The sequence below is a fragment of the Ruegeria sp. HKCCA5463 genome (assembly GCF_013034175.1).
Taxonomy (GTDB): Bacteria; Pseudomonadota; Alphaproteobacteria; order Rhodobacterales; family Rhodobacteraceae; genus Ruegeria.
In genome coordinates, this window is the sequence record NZ_WQFL01000007.1 from 197,251 (window position 1) to 216,054 (window position 18,804).

Sequence of the window (18,804 nt, forward strand, 5' to 3'; positions counted from 1 at the left end):
AGTTAAGCCGCCTGAGTGGCGGAGAGAAAACCCCGAAGCCGTTCGGATTCAGGAGATGTGAAGATATCTTCGGGCGTGCCTTCTTCCTCGATCAGGCCCTGGTGCAGGAACACCACGTGGCTTGAAATGTCGGCGGCCATTTTCATGTCATGCGTCACGATGATCATGGTACGCCCTTCGGCGGCCAAGTCCTTGATCACCTTGATCACTTCCTGTTCCAGTTCAGGGTCCAAAGCCGAAGTCGGTTCATCAAACAGCAGGGCTTCGGGTTCCATGCACAGGCCGCGGGCGATGGCGGCGCGCTGTTGCTGCCCGCCGGACAATTGCGCCGGATAGGCGTCGCATTTGTCGCCGATGCCAACCTTATCCAGATACTTGCGCGCGCTCTCTTCCACCTCGGCCCTGTCGCGCCCCAGAACGGTCACGGGGGCTTCCATCACATTTTGCAGGATGGTCATATGCGCCCAAAGATTGAACTGTTGAAACACCATCGACAGGTTGGTGCGTATGCGCAGAACCTGTTTGGAGTCGGCGGGGCGGCGCCCGTGGCTTTCCCCGGACCATTTCACAGGCTCACCCTTGAAAAGGATTTCTCCTTGCTGGCTGTCTTCCAGAAGATTGCAGCATCGCAGAAGCGTCGACTTGCCGGACCCGGACGACCCAATCAGTGATACCACGTCACCGCGATGTGCCGTGATATCGACCCCCTTCAACACTTCAAGATTTCCGAAGCTTTTGTGAAGGTCTTTGATTTCGATAACGGGTGCAGTTTCTGTCACGGGCAGTCCAGTGGTTGGTGGTGTTGGTCCGGTACTAGGACCGAAAAAAAAGGTCAATGCAATGTGCAAATGACAGAATCAAGCGGAGAAACACCCAAATTGGCCAAAATCAGTCGACAAATTGGGCAGTCGTTGATTCGCCGTCTTTGGGGGGCGCCGGAGTGGGGATAGCCAAGTAGTGCGCCGCGGGAATATCGATCAACCCGCGTATATGCAGCAATCGTTGATCGTCGTCGCAAAGCTGGTCAATCGCGGCCCGAACAGCGCCTGCAACGACCTGCGGATTCTGACCCATCGATGTGATGTAGGGCAGGGTCGGAGTCGGAGTCGTTCTTGCCAGTTCGCGCAGTTTGGTCCCCAAATTGCTATGTTGTTGCAGCATCAGCCACGTCAGCATGTCCAGTGCGGCAAAGTCCGCTTTGCCATCTGCGACGGCTTGGGCAGACAGCGCATGCCCGCCGGTTTCCAACAGTCCGGCGGGGTGCAGGTTTGCTTGGGTCATATGTGTGATCGGGGCTGCCCAGCCGGATTGGGACAGGCTCTCATTATACGCGAACACGCCTGTGCTCAGCCCCGCCAGATCCCGATCGTCGTCAAGCCGTGCCACAAAGACCGAGCAATAATACCCGGGTGGACATCCGGGCAGGCCGTAGTCCGGGGTGCCAACCAGTTGCACGTGACTATGCAATCGGGTTCGAAACGGCATGCCACAGGTTTGTGCCAGAATCAGGTTTGGGTCCCGCCAGACCGTCCACACGTCTTTGTCGCGGGTAAGGTGTTCCGGGCCTGATCCAAGTTGGGCGCGAATCAGGTTCCAGAACCTGTCATTGGCGGCTTGCAGGGCAGGCATGTCATACATGCCCAGCATGGCAATCACGATTTTGCAGCCTTTTGCCGTGCCAAAGCGGAATCCACGTCACTTACGCCTAGAAGACTGACCACCAGACGCAGAAGCGAATCTTCCTCGCTTGTGCGGTGCCCATCGGCCAACGCCACGGACCACAGTGCCTGAACGACCGCAAGCCGATCTTCATAGGCAACCGCCTCTTTGATGGCTCGGGTAAAGCGGACGGTGTCCGGGGCCTCGGCCTCAAGATCTTCAGCGCGGGCGCGCAGGGCGGCGCTTTCGAACGGCGACAGGCCATAGCGTTGCGCCGAAATTCGGTCGATACGGGCCATTTCGGTATCGGAATAGTCATTGTCGGACCGTGCCAGACGCACCAGCAGGGCCGTCAGGGCCAGGCGGGCGTCATCGTCGACAAGAGGATCGGGCTGAGGCTGCGTGAGCCTGGAAAGAAATTCACTGAACATGCGTTAGATATAGCGAGCGACTAACTCACATCCAAGCGGCTTTGAACGCGTTCACGCGCAGCCTTGCTGTCGTTAAAGCTCAACCCCATGGCAACGCGGGCTTCCTCGACGATTTTCACCTCGCCTTCGTCGGTGTTTCCATCTGCCAGGACAACTTCCCATAGCGCATCCAGAGCGGCCAGGCGTTCCTTCAGATCCGTGGTCTCACGGATCAGCTTGCCGAAGGTATCGGTATCCGGTGCTGCCGCGTGAAGCTTTTCGCATGTGGCGCGCACCTTGGCTGCTTCGATCGCGTTGTGCTGGTAAAGACGGGCCAGGATTTTGTCGATCAGGCGGATCTCTTCCAGCTTGTAGTCCCGATCAGCCTGCGCCACGCGCACCATGAGCGCCCCCAGAGCAAGTTCGGCATCCGGGTCCGGAAGATGTTCATGCTGGGGCGGTCTGAGCGCCTGAAGGAACTTTTTCAACATGGCAAAAGATTATTCCATATTTTGTGGTGCGCCAAGCTTAGTCTACCCGTCATAGCCCTGAATGATCACAAGATCGCCCATCGATACCGGGGCGCGCAGTGCTTTGGCTTTCTGGTATGCTTCGCTTTCGTAACAGGCAAGCGCATCCTCATAGCTGGGAAATTCGATCACGACGGTCCGGGCGCGCGCTGCGCCTTCCTTAACTTCGCGCTTTCCTCCGCGCGTCAGAAAGCGCGCACCATAAGCTGCAAAGGGTTCCGCATTTGCAGCAATGTAGGTCTTGTACGTGTCCATGTCGTCCACATCGACATGTGCAACCCAATAGCCTTTCATCAGGCTTGCCTCCTGTTCAGTTTCAAAAGCAGGGTGGTGAGAAGTGGCGGCAATTGCAATCCCACAACTTCAGGGTGATCAGTTGCGGTAGTGAATAGCGGCGTGCGCCTGATCTGTTAACCACTTGATCATCTGACGATAAGGAACCGGACCATAGCTGACGCGCGCAACCCCCAGTTCAGCCAGACGCGGTGTGCCGGGGGTGCCGGGCAGGGCGATGATGTTGACCGGAAGGTTCGTGCGCTCGCACAGATGGCCGATCATCGCCTCGTCTTTCAGCCCCGGAGCAAAAAAACCGCTGGCGCCCGCAGCCTCATAGGCCGAAGCACGGGCAATGGCGTCGTTCAGCATGGCCTCATCATGTGTTTCTGCCGGGGCTTTCAGGAAAATGTCGGTTCTTGCGTTGACATAGGCAGGTATGCCCGCGTCTTCGCAGGCCGCGCGCATGGCTTCGACGCGTTTGGCCTGAACCGTTGTATCGTACAGCCCGTCGTCGCCGATGATCTGATCTTCGAAGTTGAAACCAACCACGCCGCAATCCAGCGCACGCTTGACGTTTTGCGCAATGCCCTGTGGATCTTCGGCATATGCCCCTTCGAAATCCAGTGTCACCGGAAGATCAACCGCTGCAACGATGCGGCGCGCATTTTCCAATGCGGTCTCAAGCGGGATGTTTTGACCGTCGCCAAAACCCTGTGCCATGGCGACAGGTGCACTGCCGGTTGCAATGGCTTGCGCGCCTGCATCCCGCACCGCGCCGGCACTGCCAGCATCCCAGATGTTGAACAGAATGACGGGGTCGCCCTTTTTGTGAAGGCTGGTAAAGGTCTTCGCGCGTTGGGATTGATCGCTCATCGGGGCTCTCCTGTCGTGGTGTGATCAACAGTTAACCCCATGAGGGCAGACCGAGTAGAGGTTTTTTGCTCGGCAGCGTCACATTGAAGTGACGGAAACCGCACGGCCCGGTCCATGGCAAGATGGTCCGGGCCATGCTGGTGCAGGGGCAAGCGGCGGCGCGTGCCTCAGGCTTCTTCTGCGGCGCCGGATACGAATTTTGCGCTGAAGTTGGCCTCACCCAAACGCTTCAACAGGTTCAGTTGAGTGTCCAGCCAGTCCTTGTGGCCTTCTTCTTCCAGCAAGATGCGTTCGAACAGGGTCCTTGACCCAACGTCGCCGACCTCGGCGGCCTGCAACGCGGCCTTGGTGTAGAAGTCGACCGCCTCGGTTTCATCCTTCAGGTCCGCGGCAAACATGTCTTCCAGAGACCCCGCGGCGACTGGGCTTTTCTGAAACGCAAGCTCGGGCACGCCGCCAAGGAACAGGATACGCTCGATGAACGCGTCGGAGTGACCCAATTCTTCCTGCATTTCAGCGCGCATTTTTTCGGCAAGGATGTCCAGCCCCCAGTCCTCCAGCACATAGGCATGCAGCTGGTACTGGTGCGCCGCCGTCAGCTCCATATGAAGCGCTTGCTGGAGGTTGGTAATCGTTGTTGCGTTGCTCATCGGAAATCTCCTGAAACTCTGAACGGCATTGAGCCTGCGAAGCAGAAATTCTGCCTGCACATACAGTTAAGAGATCAGCCCGCACAAAACAACGCGGGGTGACAGTCCGACACAGCCCAGGGTCAGACCAGGCGAGAAGTGTCTTTCGCAGCGCGTACGAAATCGCGGAACAGGGGATGCGGGTCGAACGGTTTGGACTTAAGTTCCGGGTGGTACTGCACGCCGATGAACCATGGGTGATCCGACCATTCCACGATCTCGGGCAGGCGTCCGTCCGGCGACATGCCCGAGAAGTTGAGCCCGGCCTTTTCAAGCTGCTCACGGTACTTGATGTCCACTTCATAGCGGTGACGGTGGCGCTCTTCGATCTGTGTGCCGCCATAAACTTCAGCGACTTTCGATCCCTCTGCCAGCACCGCATTGTAAGCGCCCAGGCGCATGGTGCCGCCCTTGTCGTCACCGACCTTGCGTTCGACCTTGTGATTGCCCTGCACCCATTCCTTCAGATGGTACACGACAGGTTCAAAACGTTTCTTCCCGGCTTCGTGGTCGAATTCTTCCGAACCAGCTTCCTTGATGCCAGCCGCATTTCGGGCGGCCTCGATCACGGCCATCTGCATCCCAAGGCAGATGCCCAGATAGGGGACTTTGTGCTCGCGCGCATATTGCGCGGCCTTGATTTTGCCCTCTGTGCCACGTTCGCCAAAGCCTCCGGGGACGAGGATGGCGTGGAAACCTTCAAGATAGGGTGCGACGTCTTCGTTGTCGAACACCTCGGCGTCAACCCATTCGACCTTGACCTTGACCCGGTTGGCCATGCCGCCATGGGTCAGCGCCTCGGCAATCGATTTATAGGCGTCTTCAAGCTGCGTATACTTGCCTACGATGGCGACCTTCACTTCACCCTCGGCATTGTGGATGCGGTCGCTGACGTCTTCCCATTTTGCCAGATCAGGTTTGGGCGCAGGGCTGATCTGGAACGCGTCCAGAACGGCCTGATCCAGACCTTCGCGGTGATAGGCCAGCGGCGCGTCATAGATGGTGCTCAGGTCCTGCGCTGCGATCACACTGTCGGGGCGCACGTTGCAGAACAGGGCCAGTTTCTCGCGCTCTTTGGTCGGGATCGGCCCTTCCGAGCGGCAAACCAGAATATCGGGCGCCAGACCGATCGAGCGCAGTTCCTTCACCGAGTGCTGAGTCGGTTTGGTTTTCAGCTCGCCCGAGGCCTTGATGTAAGGCAGCAGCGTCAGGTGCATGAAAATGCACTGCCCGCGCGGCTTGTCCTGGCTGAACTGGCGGATCGCCTCGAAAAACGGCAGACCCTCAATATCGCCCACGGTGCCACCGATTTCGCACAGCATGAAATCAACCTCATCCTCGCCGATGGCGATGAAATCCTTGATCTCGTTGGTGACGTGCGGGATCACCTGAATGGTCTTGCCCAGATAGTCGCCGCGGCGTTCCTTTTCCAGAACGTTCGAATAGATCCGCCCCGAACTGACCGAGTCGGTCTTGCGCGCGGCCACTCCGGTGAACCGTTCGTAATGGCCCAGATCCAGATCGGTTTCGGCCCCATCATCGGTGACGAACACTTCGCCATGCTCAAACGGCGACATCGTCCCCGGATCCACGTTCAGATAGGGGTCCAGCTTGCGCAGCCGTACCGAGTATCCCCGGGCCTGCAACAAGGCGCCCAACGCCGCCGAAGCCAGTCCTTTGCCCAAGGACGAAACCACACCACCAGTGATGAAAATAAAACGCGCCATAGTTTTTCGGCTGCTCCCGTGAGACGTCATAATCAGCTGCCCGACGGTTTCGAAAAACCGCTGCATCACGGGACTTCACGTATAAAGGATTCGCGCCAAAAGCGCAAGAGAACCGCAAGATGCTGTTGCAGTCCTCTTCCATGTTTCTAGGTTTTGTAGGTCAGTCGGCCTGCGGGATCAGCGGCGCGTTGTCGCCCTGTGCAGGCGGCAGAAGTTCATCCGCCGACGGAATTGCCGGAGTACTTTCTTCGCTTGAAGCCGGAGCCGGCACGCCCAAACGGTCGATCACCGAGCTGCCCGAAGATTTCTGCGCCGCCAGAATGGTCAGCGTGATCGAGGTCACGATGAAGCAAGCGGCGAGGATCCAGGTCAGTTTGCCCAAAGCCGTCGCCGCTGCACGGCCTGTCATGGCTCCGCCACCACCGCCACCCATGCCAAGGCCACCGCCTTCGGACCGCTGCATCAGAACAACGGCAATCAAGCCTAGGGCCAAGAGGAGGTGGATGATGAGAACGACGTTTTCCATGGTGGTCCTGTACAGCGTGGCGTGTATCGCGTGGTATCTATGCAAGTTTGCCAGCGGGGGCAAGTGAGGAGTTCGCATCACCGCACGTGATATGACATATCACGTCAAAGGGACTGGACAGAACGCCGATGCGTGACGCAGGCTGCGGCCCATGCCTCATGACGACCACGACCACCCGCACGCCCTTTTGCCGACCGAACCCGCGCTGCGCGTCAAAGCGCTGGAAACGATTCTGACCCGCAAGGGCCTGATCGACCCGGCGGCTCTGGACGAAATCATAGACACCTATCAGAACAAGATTGGCCCGCAGAACGGCGCGCGGGTGGTTGCCAAAGCCTGGAGCGACCCAACTTTCAAGGCCGCTCTGCTGGAAGATGCCACCTCGATGGTCGCGGATCTTGGTTATTTTGGCCGCCAGGGTGAACACATGGTTGTTGTCGAGAACACGCCAACCCGGCACAACATGGTCGTCTGCACCTTGTGCAGCTGCTATCCTTGGCCGTTGCTGGGTATCCCGCCGGGCTGGTACAAATCTGATGCCTACCGTGCCCGAGCGGTGCGTGAACCCCGCAAGGTACTGGCCGAATTCGGCCTCACCCTGCCTGAAGACACTTCGGTGCGGGTGTGGGATTCGACGGCCGAGGTTCGCTATCTCGTTCTGCCGATGCGTCCCGATGGAACTGATGGGATGGATGAGGAGGCGCTAGCCGCACTTGTGACACGTGACAGCATGATCGGCACGGGCCTGCCGAAGGCCCCTTCATGACCCGCGTTCACGATATGGGCGGCCGCTTTGGAGATGGTCCGATAAATCCCGAGGCCGAGGACGCGCCGGTTTTTGCCGAAGACTGGCACGCACGGGCGCTGGCGGTGACACTTGCATCCGGCTTTCTGGGGCAGTGGAATATCGACGTATCCCGCCACGCAAGGGAACGGTTGTCGCCAAAGGACTATGCCCGGTTTTCATATTACGAGAAATGGATTTCGGGCCTGGCTGACCTGTTGGTCGAACACGGCGTTCTTTCTCTGGATGACCTGCGCAGCGGCGGAGAGGATGGGCCGCATCCGTTGGCAGAACGGATACTCAAGGCGGACGCCGTGTCAGCCGCCCTGGCCAAAGGTGGACCAGCGGACAGACCTTCGAACGTGGCGGTGCAGTTTTCTGTCGGTCAACAAGTGGTCACGACCCGTCCGGCGGGAAATCGCATCGTGGATGGCGGGCACACACGCCTGCCGAATTATGCGTCTGGTGCCAGGGGTCGAATACTGCGCCTGCACGGAACCCATGTCCTGCCCGATTCCAATGCTCATGGGCTGGGCGAAGCGCCCGAACCGATCTATGCCGTGGTCTTCCCCGCTTCGGAACTTTGGACCAGCCCGGAGCATCCGGATGACGAAGTAGTACTGGACCTCTGGCAAAGCTATCTGGAACCGGCATGAGCGGCTGCAACGAGCATTCAGCCCCAGAACCGGTGTTTGCCGAACCCTGGCACGCTCAGGTCTTTGCCGTCACCGTTGCCCTGAACGAGGCGGGGCGGTTCAGTTGGTCCGATTGGGCGGCACGGTTCTCGGGCACATTGAAACGCCACGGGCTCGCGCGAGAGCTGGATGGCGGCGACGACTATTTCCATGCATGGCTGGAAACGCTCGAGGGGTTGCTGGCCGAGCAGGGCGTCGCGCCGCCTCAGGAGGTAAAAGGGCTACATGAGTCCTGGGAAGAGGCTTATCTGACGACGCCTCATGGGCAACCGGTGCATCTGCGTTGATGTCGGGCAGGGGGCTCTGCCCCCGCCGCCCGTTCCGTGCGGCTCCCCCGGGATATTTTCAGCCAGATGAAGCAGGGGATCCGCTTTTCATCTGGCCATAAATATCCCCGCCGGAGGCATCGCGCGTTCGCGTGATTTTCATCTGCGGCGAAATATCGGTTTCCCTGCCGTTTGCGCCCCGCTATATGAGCCGGGTTTGATAACTCAGCGCAAAAGGACCGGATATGGCCAACGTGGTTGTTGTCGGCGCCCAGTGGGGTGACGAAGGAAAAGGCAAGATCGTCGACTGGCTCAGCGAACGGGCGGACGTGATCGCGCGTTTTCAGGGCGGGCATAATGCCGGACATACGCTGGTGATTGATGGCGAAGTTTACAAGCTGCACGCTCTGCCGTCCGGTGTCGTGCGCGGCGGTAAGCTGAGTGTCATCGGCAACGGCGTGGTGTTGGACCCCTGGCATCTGGTCAAGGAAATCGCGACCATCCAGGCACAAGGTGTGGAAATCACCCCCGATACGCTGATGATTGCCGAGAACACCCCGTTGATCCTGCCGATCCACGGCGAGTTGGATCGTGCGCGCGAACAGGCGGCCAGCAAGGGAACCAAGATCGGCACCACAGGTCGTGGGATTGGACCCGCTTATGAAGACAAGGTCGGGCGCCGTTCTGTTCGCGTCGCGGATCTGGCGGATGAGGCCACGCTCGAGGCTCGGGTGGACCGTGCTTTGCAGCACCACGACCCGCTGCGCAAGGGTCTGGGAATCGAGCCGGTCGACCGCGACGCGCTGATCGCCCAATTGAAAGAGATCGCGCAAGAGATTCTGCCGTTTGCCGCGCCTGTGTGGAAAGTGCTGAACGAAAAACGCAAAGCAGGTAAACGCATCCTGTTCGAAGGGGCGCAAGGCGCTCTGCTGGACATCGATTTCGGCACCTATCCATTTGTGACCTCGTCCAACGTGATCGCAGGTCAGGCCGCGACCGGAGTGGGGATTGGACCGGGATCGATCGACTTTGTACTGGGGATTGTCAAAGCCTACACCACCCGTGTCGGCGAAGGCCCATTCCCGACAGAACTTGAGGATGCGGATGGTCAGCGCCTTGGGGAACGCGGGCATGAGTTCGGAACAACGACAGGTCGAAAGCGCCGCTGTGGCTGGTTTGATGCGTGCCTGGTTCGTCAGACCTGCGCGACCAGTGGCGTGAACGGTATTTCTCTGACAAAACTGGACGTTCTGGATGGGTTCGAAACCCTGAAGATCTGCACAGGCTATGAACTGGACGGCGAGCGCCTCGACTATCTGCCGACTGCCGCAGAACAACAGGCGCGCTGCACCCCGATCTACGAAGAAATGCCGGGCTGGAGCGAATCCACTGAAGGCGCGCGCAGCTGGGCCGAATTGCCCGCGAACGCAATCAAGTATGTGCGCCGGGTGGAAGAGCTGATCGAATGCCCTGTGGCCCTTTTGTCCACCAGCCCGGAGCGGGACGACACCATTCTGGTGACCGACCCGTTTGCAGATTGATGAACAAAGAGCAGAAAACAGGTCTGAGCTATAAGGCGCGCCGGCGCTGGTCGTTGGTTATTCTTGTGATCGGCCTGCCACTTTACATTGTGGCGGTGGTGACGGTTCTGAACTGGCTGGAGCGCCCCCCGATATGGATGGAACTTCTGGTCTATATCGTTCTGGGCATTCTTTGGGCCCTGCCGTTCAAGTTCGTTTTTCGCGGCGTTGGCAAAGAGGACCCGGATCAATCCTGAGCCGGGCCATTGCTCGGACCAAGGCGGCTGGTCGGGCCCGGTACAATGGGCAACGCTGTGTCTTGTTTAACAACGTGCGTTTGTCTCTGGGCGCGCCATAGCAAAAGGGCCGGGGTTCACCCGGCCCTTTTTTGTCAATTGGCGCGGCAGTCAGCCTACTGCGCGCTCATCATCAGGTCGGAAGCCGATCAGGTCAGAGGCCGCAAAACGTCCGCCGCCGGCTTTTTCGATTTTTCCATCGCGCAGCAGCTGTCCGAAGGAGCGCAGGCTTTCTTCGCGATTGAACTCATCCTGCTTCAAAGAACGGACTTTGTTCATAAGTTGCGGGCGCGAGAATTGTTGCTGTCCTTCGATGAAAGACAGGTAGGCTGCGGCCGCTTCAAGCAGGTCCTGGAGCGACTGTGCACCCTGATCCTGTGCGAATTGCGCAAAACCGCCTTCTTCCGACCCGGTTTCTTCCACCTGAGTGGTCACGCGACGCGGCATCACGGGGCCATTGGATTCGCTTTGATCGTCCACGCGCTGCTCAGCAACCAGCTTCAACGGAGCCGGAGCGTCTGCTTCCGGGCGTATGCTGGTCACGTTAACTTCGGGGCGGCGCGGGCTGACCGCTGACGCAAGATCAACGCGATACTCATCAACAGGCGAGGTTTTCGGGGCCGGTTGGTCATCACGGTCGGCCTCGGTCGCGGCAACGGCGGTGCGAAGGTGCGAATAGGTTTCTCGCGCGTCGCTGCTGGAGGGATCCTCCATATGTTCACCGGTTTTGGCCATCAGTCGCGAGATATCTTGATCAGGATCGGCGTCATCCGTCAGTTTTTGGCTTGAACGACCTGCCATGTCTTTTTCGATTTCGGAAATCTCGGACAGCAGCTGAATCTCGTCCTCTTCCGACAATACTCCTTGCGCCTGATCGTCTTGCGGCTCGTCATCTGCTTCATCTTCGGATTCGATCGCCACGTCTTCGACGTTGAGGATGTTTGGAACATCTTCTTCGTCGATTTCCTCGTCGGTATCCTCTTCAAGATCCGAAAACAGGGGCTCAGCAGGAAGCTGCGCGTCGTCCGTTGCGACCTCGATTTCTTCATCCCGCAGGTGGTCGGGGGTCAGCTGCACCTGCTGTTCGGAATTGTTCTCGATATTCGGCGCGGCGGATTCGAAGGCCTGGTGTTCAGATACTGCCGGCGCGTCGTCTTGTACCTCTTCGGCGTCAAGCGCTTGCAGATCCTCGATTTCTGCGGCCTCGGGCTGAGCAGGTTCAGCAAAGTCATCCGCATTGAGAGCACCTGCTTCGAACGCAGCGGCCACGGCGTCCACCGGGGGGGCGGTGTTGGCCAGCAGCGAAGATTCCTCGTCTTCGGAATAGGCAGTGGGGGGGACGTCCGAATGGGAAACAACGGCCCGGATGCGTTGCAGTTTTGCGGCAATGCTGTCGGCCGGCGGAGATGTGGTGGCGTCGACGGTCTCCGCGTTCGTGAACGCGGTCTGCCCCGGGCTTGCTTGCGCATATTCGGGAGGGGGGGTGGTCATGGCATCTGCATTTTGCGCACGCGGGCCCTCTGCGTCAGAAGCGACTGGTGCCGGGGCTTCGGTGTTTGGAGCGGCACGCAGCAGAAGCCCGGATTCGTTTTGGCTGGCTTCGACGCGTTGCGATGCGTCGCGGCGTGCGATACGGGTCAGCATTTCGGCGTCTGGTTGTGGAGGCTCTGAGCCGAAGTAACGATCATCTGCAGCAAGATCGCGGAAATATTCGGCAATGGCTTTCATCGTTTCAAAGGAATCGTCGAATCCTTCCAAAGTGCAGGAGAAGGTTCCATATGAAACGGTTAATACCTTGTTATTCTGTACCATCAGACGCACGTCCTTTACAAACTACGAGAGCCCACTTACCCGGAATCGGGAGCACACGAGGGCTCTGAACTTTATGCATGAACCTATCATTTTGTGGTCTTAATGTGTCCAAATCCGGGAAAAATGGCCAATCTTTGGAAAAATGAACCAATTGTACGCTCTGCCGATCCAATCGGGTTGTTTGGGGGTGGTTTTGTCGGTTCCGAGGACCTGAATTTGGTGCTGAACCGCGTCACCTCCGTCGTTGCAGCTGATGGTGGAGCGGCAGTTCTGACAGAATCAGGCCGGATTCCGGATGCGGTCATCGGGGACTTCGATTCGCTGGACAAAGCAACGAAAGCCAATATCCCGTCTGACCGGCTTTTTGCCATTCGTGAACAGGACAGCACCGATTTCGACAAGGCCTTGCGTAATGTGCAGGCTCCACTGGTTTTGGGGGCCGGTTTTCTGGGCGGACGGCTTGATCATCAGCTTGCCGTTCTGAACGTGCTGGTCAGACGTCGGGAACAGGCCTGCATTCTGCTGGGTGCGCATGAGGTGGTGTTTCACGCGCCTCGCCAAATCCGGCTGCCGGTCTTGCCGGGGGATGTGGTGTCGCTGTTTCCAATGCGCCCTGTGACGGGGCGCAGCACCGGGCTGGAATGGCCCATCGACGGCCTGCGGTTGCAACCGGACGACCAGGTGGGCACCTCCAATCGCGCACTGTCGGATGTTGAATTGCAGATGGATGGGCCCGGCCTGTTGGTGATGGTTCCCCGCGCCGCACTCGATCCGCTTATGCAGGTGTTTCTGTCGGGGCAGAGCGAGCGGTGGCCCGTTCACGAAGAATAACGTACAAACCGGCGGCGACGGTAATCATGATCCCAACCGCCGCCAGCCCGTCGGGCAGGTCGCTGAAGATTGCCCAGCCAATCAGGGTCGCTACAGGGATTTCCAGATATTGCATCGGGGCCAGCGTGGCCGAAGGTGCATAGCGCAGCGACCATGTCATCAGCAGATGTGCGACAGTTCCCAAAACTCCTATCGCGATCAGCAGCCAAAACATGTCGGGGGCGGGCAAGGCGGCTGACAGGTTCCAGATACCAAGCGGTGTTCCGATCACAAGGACAGGAACCAGCCCCACAGTTGCCATGACACCAGACACCGCCTGCAAGGAAATCGGATCAGTTTCCTTGGCGATTTGCCGCGTGACCAGCATGAACAGGGCAAATACCACGGCAACGATCAACGGCAGCAGGGCAGGTAAACCTACCTCGGCAAAGCTGGGCTGGATGACCAGAAGTGTGCCGATGAAACCGACGATGCAGGCCACGAGGCGCCGCGCGCCGACCTCTTCGCCCAGAACGTATCTGCCCAGCAGCAACATGATGAACGGCATTACAAAGGCAATGGCGACGGCATCAGCCAGGGGCAGGAACTGCAACGCACTGAACATCGCGGTTATGCCGATGATGTGCAGCAGCGTGCGGATGACTGTCAGGCGCAGGATACGCCCGTGCATCCGCCAGGGCCGGCCTGTCATCATCACCAGCGGGATGAGAATCAGCGCTTGTACCGCGAACCGGGCTGCAACCAGCAAACCCAACGGTGTCGTTTCGCCCAACAGCTTTGCCATCGCATCCCCCAAGGGTGCAAGCACGCAAAAACCGAGCATCAAGAAGATGCCAAAGACGGGACGATCCTGAGTCATGCGCGCGACGCTATCTGCTTCGCGGCGCAGTGGAAAGGTCGAATGTCAGGCGTCGGGCAGGGGTTGAATCTTTGTGTAATCCGGCCCGGTGCAGGTGGGCAGGTTGTCATCCAGATGCAGCCAGCTCAGCCTTTCTTCATGAGACACGTGCAATGTGGGCTGCATTGCCTCGGGGTTCTCCAAAGTGGCGACGTAAAGATGCAGCACATCCGACATTTTGGCCGAGCGGAACGAGATTGGCGTGCCGCAATCCGGGCAAAAGCTGCGCTCGACTCCGGGCGAAGAGTTGAAGCGTTTCGGCTCTTCTCCGATCCAGCGCCACTGCCCGTCACGAACCGCGAAATAGGTTGTCATCGGCGCGGCGCATTGGCGTCGGCAGCTGTCGCAATGACAGGTGACGCAGGACAGGGCAGGAGGGTCGATTTCGTACTTGATGCTGCCGCACAGGCAATGTCCACGCATATCGACCCCCATTTGTTGCGATCTCAGCAGTTTGGCACGTTCACGGCCAATCCACCAAGCGAGGTTTCCTTGTATTTTTCGTGCATGTCATGACCGGTCTGACGCATCGTTTCGATCACCGCATCCAGCGGCACGAAATGCTCGCCATCCCCGCGAAGGGACAAAGACGCAGCGGACACAGCCTTGATGGCCCCCAGCCCGTTGCGTTCGATACAGGGCACCTGAACCAACCCGGCGACGGGATCGCAGGTCATGCCCAAATGATGCTCCAACGCGATCTCGGCGGCGTTTTCAACCTGTTCGGGCGTACCGCCCATCACGGCGCAGAGCCCCGCCGCGGCCATGGCTGATGCGCTGCCGACCTCGGCCTGACACCCCGCTTCGGCCCCCGAGATGGACGCATTGTATTTGACCAGCCCGCCAATCGCGGCCGCGGTCAGAAGGAAATCTTCGATATGGCTCTCCGAGGCACCGGGAACGTGGTCCAGGTAATAGCGCAGCACCGCAGGAAGAACGCCCGCCGCCCCGTTGGTCGGTGCCGTTACGACTTGCCCACCGGCGGCGTTTTCTTCGTTGACCGCCATGGCGTAGACGCTCATCCAGTCGTTGATCGTGTGCGGCGCGGTCAGGTTCATGCCGCGTTCGGCCATCAGCGCGTCATAGATACCCTTTGCCCTGCGTCGCACTTTCAGCCCGCCGGGCAGAATGCCGTCGGTCGTCAAACCGCGTTCGATACAGGCATTCATGACGTCCCACAGACGGGCGCATCCTTTGGCGAAACTGTCGGCGCAGCCGCGCGCAATCTCATTGGCGCGCTTCATCTCGGCGATGGTTTTGCCGCTGGATTTGGCCATCTCCAGCATTTCAGCCGCGGACTTGAACGGGAACGGCACCGGTGCGCCCTCCTCCGTTGCCTTGCCTTCGGCCAGTTCTTCTTCGGTCAGGACAAAACCACCACCGATGGAATAGAACACCTGGCGCAGGATCACGTCCCCCTGCGCGTCCGTGGCCATCAGGATCATCCCGTTGGCGTGTCCCGGCAGGTTGGTGTCATAGTCGAAAATCAGGTCTGTATTGGGATCGAACTGAAGCGTCGGCAGGCCGTCGGGGGTAACCGTGTGCGTCTTGGCGATATCCGCCAATGCGGCCTCGGCCTTGTCGTTGTCATAGGTGTCCGGAACAAAGCCGGCCAGGCCCAGTATGGTCGCCCGGTCGGTCGCATGGCCGACGCCGGTAAAGGCGAGCGAGCCATGCAGCGAGCCCTTCAGACCCGCAAATTCAAAGGGTGAAGCACGCATCATATCCAGAAAGCGCGCCGCCGCCACCATGGGGCCCATGGTGTGCGAGGATGACGGGCCGATGCCCACTTTGAACATATCGAAGACAGAGAGGAACATGTCAGGTAGCTGAGCCTTCTAAGGGGTTGGCGTAAATAGGAGAGGTGTAGGGTGCGGGGCCCAGACCCTCGGCCGCGATGGCCGTGTGGGTGGCGGGGCGTGTCTCGAGCTGTGCCAGGATGGTTTGCAGGGCCGGGGTGTCAGACAGCGCATACCAACTGCGATCTGCATCGGCCGGATACAAGGCCATCCAACGCATTATGCAGGCGACATAATAGGTCACAACCGACGGGCATTCCGCGCAAAACCAGGCTGGCGCGCGTTTTGCCAGCGCGTCCAGCAGTTGCAGGTGCTGCTTCAAACGGGGTCTGATGCCTGCGCGCAGGGTATCAGCCTGTGGTGGGGTGATGTATTTCTCGGCATAGAACATAATGCGCAGATCGGCGTGCAGCGTGTTGGACGCAAAGAACAGCCATTTCAAAAACTCTGCGCGTTCGGGGGCGCCTGCCGCCGGGGCCAGTTGCCCGTGGCGCTCGGACAGCCACAGCAGGATTGCCGCCGTTTCAAAGATCGGCCCTTGCGGAGTTTCAAGCACCGGGATCAGCCCGTTGGGGTTCAATGCCCTGTACGCCGCGCTGTCCTGTTCGTTGCGACGCCGATCGACCAGCACAGTTTCATAAGGTGCCCCCATTTCTTCCAGCACCAGCCGGATCACCAGCGAGGCGTTGTCAGGGGCGTAGTGCAGGCGGTATCGGGTCAACATGCGGGCAATCTATATGACAAAGATGAGGGCGTAAGACATGATTGCGACGTTTCCGATAGGAAACGCGCAGTCTTCAGGCATCTTTACGCTTGCCGAACCGCAAAATGTGGTCGCAGTCACGCGGCGCATTCCCTATAACTCCGGCAGGCCAAACTGGGAAAGCTGCCATGACCGGAGAACTGTCGCCCATCGACACCGCAAAATACGTGGCCGCATGTCGTGCCGCCGAGATGGTCGAGGACGGCATGCGCGTGGGTCTTGGAACGGGATCCACTGCGGCCTGGCTGGTCCGTCGTTTGGGCGAACGGGTGCAGGACGAAGGTCTGCGGATCAAGGGCGTTCCCACCTCCACCCGCACCGCGCAGCTGGCACGCGAAGTCGGGATCGAAGTCATTTCTCTGGATCAGGCCGGGTGGCTGGACATGACCATCGACGGCGCGGATGAATTCGACGCCGACCTGAACCTGATCAAGGGCGGCGGCGGCGCGCATTTGCAGGAAAAGATCGTTGCCACGGCCAGCGATCAGATGGTTGTCATCGCAGATGCCGGGAAAGAGGTGGAAACGCTGGGTGCTTTCCCCTTGCCGGTCGAGGTTGTTCCATTTGGCTGGCAAACCACGCGAACACTGATCGAAGAAGCGCTGGACGCGATGGATGTGCTTGGAACTTCGTCGGCGCTGCGTATGAATGGCGCGGCCCCGTTCGTGACGGATGAAGGCAATCACATTCTGGACCTGCACCTGCAACGCATCGGCAATCCGCGTCAGATGGCCCTGATCCTCAACCAGGTTCCCGGCGTGGTGGAAAATGGCCTGTTTATCGATATTTGTGACAAGGTCATCATCGGCCACGGCGACGGGCGGGTCGAACTGCGGGATATCAACGCGGGCACCCTGGAACTGGATCAGCTGCTGAGCGGATCCCGGGAAAACCTGTTTTCCGACCAAACGGACTGAGTTTTATGCAAGCCAATCGGACAAGCGTCGGCAAAAGATCGAAAATTCCACGCCCGGGGGTTGGCACCGGGGTTTTTGCGCCCAGATATCCAGAGGATTTTTGCAAGTTGAACGAAGGAACCCGGCATGAGCTTTGACTATGATCTTTTTGTGATCGGCGGAGGCTCGGGCGGGGTCCGGGCGGCACGCGTGGCGGCGGGTGAAGCCGGTGCAAAGGTCGCGCTGGCTGAAGAAGATCGCTATGGCGGCACCTGTGTGATCCGGGGCTGCGTGCCAAAGAAACTGATGGTCTTTGCCAGTGAATACTCGGGCATGATCGAAGATGCGCAAGCCTATGGTTGGGATGTTCAGCCCGGCGCGTTTGATTGGGGCATGTTTCACGGCAAACTGGTTGCAGAACTGGACCGGTTGGAAGGGATTTATCGCAGCATCCTGAAAAACAACGGCGTTGAAAGCTTTGATCAGCGCGCGCGCCTGGTGGATGCGCACACGGTCGAGCTGGCCGATGGCACCCGGAAAACCGCCAAACACATCTTGATTGCAACAGGCGGTCGACCGGTGGTGCCGGATTTCCCGGGATCGGATCTTGCGATCACGTCGAATGAGGTTTTCCATCTGGACAAGCTGCCCGAAAGCATTCTGATCGTCGGCGGTGGCTATATCGCCAGCGAGTTCGCCGGGATCATGAACGGTCTGGGTGTCAAGACCACGCAATTCTATCGCGGTGCGCAGATCCTGCGTGGCTTTGATGAAGAAGCGCGTGGGCTGATCTGCGAAGAGATGCGCCAGAACGGCATCGACGTACGGCTGGGCACCAATGTGCTGGAAATGGTCAAAGATGGCGACCAGATCCGTGTCAAGGCGACAGACGGCACCGAGGATCGTTTCGATGTCGTCATGTACGCCACCGGCCGGGCACCGAATGCCGATAACCTCGGGCTGGAAGAGCTGGGCGTTGAACATGGGCGCAAGGGCGAGATCGTCGTGGATGAATACAGCCAGACCGCCGTTCCGTCGATCTATGCCATTGGCGATGTCACCGACCGGGTCAACCTGACACCCGTGGCCATCCGCGAGGGTATGGCCTTTGTGGAAACCGTCTTCAAAGGCAACCCCACGCCTGTGGATCACGCGCTGATCCCAACCGCCATTTTCACGCAACCGGAATTCGGCACAGTCGGCCTGAGCGAGGAAGAGGCCTCGGCCCAGGAACCGATCGATGTGTATGCCACTTCGTTCAAACCGATGCAGAAGGCGTTTGCCGGTGGCACGCAACGGGTTCTGATGAAACTGATCGTCAGCCAGGCCACCCGCAAGGTACTGGGTTGCCATATTGTCGCCCCCGGAGCAGGAGAGATGATCCAGCTGGCCGGAATTGCCGTAAAGATGGGCGCGACAAAGGAAGATTTCGATCGCACGGTTGCAGTACATCCCGTTATGGCGGAAGAACTGGTGACAATGCGGCAACCTGTACGCTCCGCTTGATTTGCAAGCGCGCGCACACAAGTTACAAGTGTGCCCGTGATCACACGG

Annotated in this window: 22 protein-coding genes; 8 read left to right on the plus strand and 14 right to left on the minus strand. The window is 59.1% G+C overall.

The features are described from left to right. Window positions 1-2 precede the first annotated feature (2 nt). The 9 genes from GOW09_RS15780 to secG form a co-directional block, all read right to left on the minus strand. Window positions 3-779, minus strand: coding sequence for an ABC transporter ATP-binding protein (locus GOW09_RS15780; RefSeq protein ID WP_152457567.1), 777 nt, complete (start codon window positions 777-779; stop codon window positions 3-5). 109 nt (window positions 780-888) lie between these two features. Next, window positions 889-1,647 carry a phosphate/phosphite/phosphonate ABC transporter substrate-binding protein gene (locus GOW09_RS15785; RefSeq protein WP_174829443.1) on the minus strand — a complete coding sequence of 253 codons (759 nt, stop codon included), beginning with the start codon at window positions 1,645-1,647 and terminating at the stop codon, window positions 889-891. Window positions 1,648-1,652: 5 nt separating this feature from the next. Beyond that, entirely contained in the window at window positions 1,653-2,090 is a 438-nt protein-coding gene (locus GOW09_RS15790) for a TerB family tellurite resistance protein (protein ID WP_171119546.1), read from the minus strand. A gap of 20 nt (window positions 2,091-2,110) precedes the next feature. Further along, entirely contained in the window at window positions 2,111-2,560 is a 450-nt protein-coding gene (locus GOW09_RS15795; protein WP_152457570.1) for a TerB family tellurite resistance protein, read from the minus strand. A gap of 42 nt (window positions 2,561-2,602) precedes the next feature. After that, window positions 2,603-2,896 (minus strand): DUF1330 domain-containing protein, encoded by a 294-nt coding sequence (locus GOW09_RS15800; protein ID WP_152457571.1) that lies wholly within the window; start codon window positions 2,894-2,896, stop codon window positions 2,603-2,605. A gap of 75 nt (window positions 2,897-2,971) precedes the next feature. Next, window positions 2,972-3,748 (minus strand): isocitrate lyase/phosphoenolpyruvate mutase family protein, encoded by a 777-nt coding sequence (locus tag GOW09_RS15805; RefSeq protein WP_171119547.1) that lies wholly within the window; start codon window positions 3,746-3,748, stop codon window positions 2,972-2,974. Window positions 3,749-3,915: 167 nt separating this feature from the next. Further along, entirely contained in the window at window positions 3,916-4,398 is a 483-nt protein-coding gene (locus GOW09_RS15810; RefSeq protein WP_171119548.1) for a bacterioferritin, read from the minus strand. Between the two features lie 122 nt (window positions 4,399-4,520). Beyond that, window positions 4,521-6,164, minus strand: coding sequence for a CTP synthase (locus GOW09_RS15815; protein ID WP_152457574.1), 1,644 nt, complete (start codon window positions 6,162-6,164; stop codon window positions 4,521-4,523). Between the two features lie 160 nt (window positions 6,165-6,324). After that, window positions 6,325-6,690 carry a preprotein translocase subunit SecG gene (secG, locus tag GOW09_RS15820; protein ID WP_171119549.1) on the minus strand — a complete coding sequence of 122 codons (366 nt, stop codon included), beginning with the start codon at window positions 6,688-6,690 and terminating at the stop codon, window positions 6,325-6,327. Window positions 6,691-6,841: 151 nt separating this feature from the next. Between secG and nthA the strand changes: the two genes are divergently transcribed. The 5 genes from nthA to GOW09_RS15845 all read left to right on the plus strand — a co-directional run bounded on the left by nthA (window position 6,842) and on the right by GOW09_RS15845 (window position 10,212). Further along, complete coding sequence (nthA, locus tag GOW09_RS15825; protein ID WP_171119550.1) at window positions 6,842-7,456, plus strand: nitrile hydratase subunit alpha; 615 nt, start codon at window positions 6,842-6,844, stop codon at window positions 7,454-7,456. After that, entirely contained in the window at window positions 7,453-8,130 is a 678-nt protein-coding gene (gene nthB, locus GOW09_RS15830; RefSeq protein WP_171119551.1) for a nitrile hydratase subunit beta, read from the plus strand. Before nthA ends, nthB begins: the two co-directional genes overlap by 4 nt. Beyond that, entirely contained in the window at window positions 8,127-8,456 is a 330-nt protein-coding gene (locus GOW09_RS15835) for a nitrile hydratase accessory protein (protein WP_171119552.1), read from the plus strand. The genes nthB and GOW09_RS15835 overlap by 4 nt, the downstream gene beginning before the upstream one ends. A 224-nt stretch (window positions 8,457-8,680) precedes the next feature. Continuing rightward, window positions 8,681-9,976, plus strand: a complete 1,296-nt coding sequence (locus tag GOW09_RS15840) for an adenylosuccinate synthase (protein WP_171119553.1) — start codon at window positions 8,681-8,683, stop codon at window positions 9,974-9,976. Then, on the plus strand, window positions 9,976-10,212 hold the full coding sequence (locus GOW09_RS15845) for a DUF2842 domain-containing protein (RefSeq protein ID WP_152457580.1): 237 nt from the start codon (window positions 9,976-9,978) through the stop codon (window positions 10,210-10,212). The genes GOW09_RS15840 and GOW09_RS15845 overlap by 1 nt, the downstream gene beginning before the upstream one ends. Window positions 10,213-10,362: 150 nt before the next feature. Here GOW09_RS15845 and GOW09_RS15850 read toward each other — a convergent pair whose 3' ends face one another. Further along, window positions 10,363-12,063, minus strand: a complete 1,701-nt coding sequence (locus GOW09_RS15850; RefSeq protein WP_171119554.1) for a hypothetical protein — start codon at window positions 12,061-12,063, stop codon at window positions 10,363-10,365. Between the two features lie 123 nt (window positions 12,064-12,186). On the opposite strand from GOW09_RS15850, the gene GOW09_RS15855 reads away from it, so the two are divergent. Further along, on the plus strand, window positions 12,187-12,894 hold the full coding sequence (locus tag GOW09_RS15855) for a thiamine diphosphokinase (protein WP_171119555.1): 708 nt from the start codon (window positions 12,187-12,189) through the stop codon (window positions 12,892-12,894). On the opposite strand, the gene GOW09_RS15860 is transcribed toward GOW09_RS15855, so the two are convergent. The 4 genes from GOW09_RS15860 to GOW09_RS15875 are packed head-to-tail and all read right to left on the minus strand — an operon-like array spanning window position 12,839 to window position 16,315. Further along, window positions 12,839-13,753, minus strand: a complete 915-nt coding sequence (locus tag GOW09_RS15860; RefSeq protein WP_171119556.1) for a DMT family transporter — start codon at window positions 13,751-13,753, stop codon at window positions 12,839-12,841. The two genes, GOW09_RS15855 and GOW09_RS15860, sit on opposite strands and share 56 nt — an antisense overlap. A gap of 45 nt (window positions 13,754-13,798) precedes the next feature. Beyond that, a complete protein-coding gene (locus tag GOW09_RS15865) occupies window positions 13,799-14,215 on the minus strand; it encodes a GFA family protein (RefSeq protein WP_171119557.1) in 417 nt (138 codons plus the stop codon). Window positions 14,216-14,238: 23 nt separating this feature from the next. Beyond that, window positions 14,239-15,612: an L-serine ammonia-lyase gene (locus GOW09_RS15870; RefSeq protein ID WP_171119558.1), complete on the minus strand. Its 1,374-nt coding sequence runs from the start codon at window positions 15,610-15,612 to the stop codon at window positions 14,239-14,241. 1 nt (window position 15,613) lies between these two features. After that, window positions 15,614-16,315: a glutathione S-transferase family protein gene (locus tag GOW09_RS15875; protein WP_171119559.1), complete on the minus strand. Its 702-nt coding sequence runs from the start codon at window positions 16,313-16,315 to the stop codon at window positions 15,614-15,616. Between the two features lie 167 nt (window positions 16,316-16,482). Between GOW09_RS15875 and rpiA the strand changes: the two genes are divergently transcribed. Together rpiA and gor are read left to right on the plus strand one after the other, a co-directional pair. Then, window positions 16,483-17,271 carry a ribose-5-phosphate isomerase RpiA gene (rpiA, locus tag GOW09_RS15880; protein WP_171119560.1) on the plus strand — a complete coding sequence of 263 codons (789 nt, stop codon included), beginning with the start codon at window positions 16,483-16,485 and terminating at the stop codon, window positions 17,269-17,271. A 126-nt stretch (window positions 17,272-17,397) separates the two neighbouring features. Next, window positions 17,398-18,756, plus strand: a complete 1,359-nt coding sequence (gene gor / locus GOW09_RS15885) for a glutathione-disulfide reductase (RefSeq protein WP_171119561.1) — start codon at window positions 17,398-17,400, stop codon at window positions 18,754-18,756. Window positions 18,757-18,804: the final 48 nt, after the last annotated feature.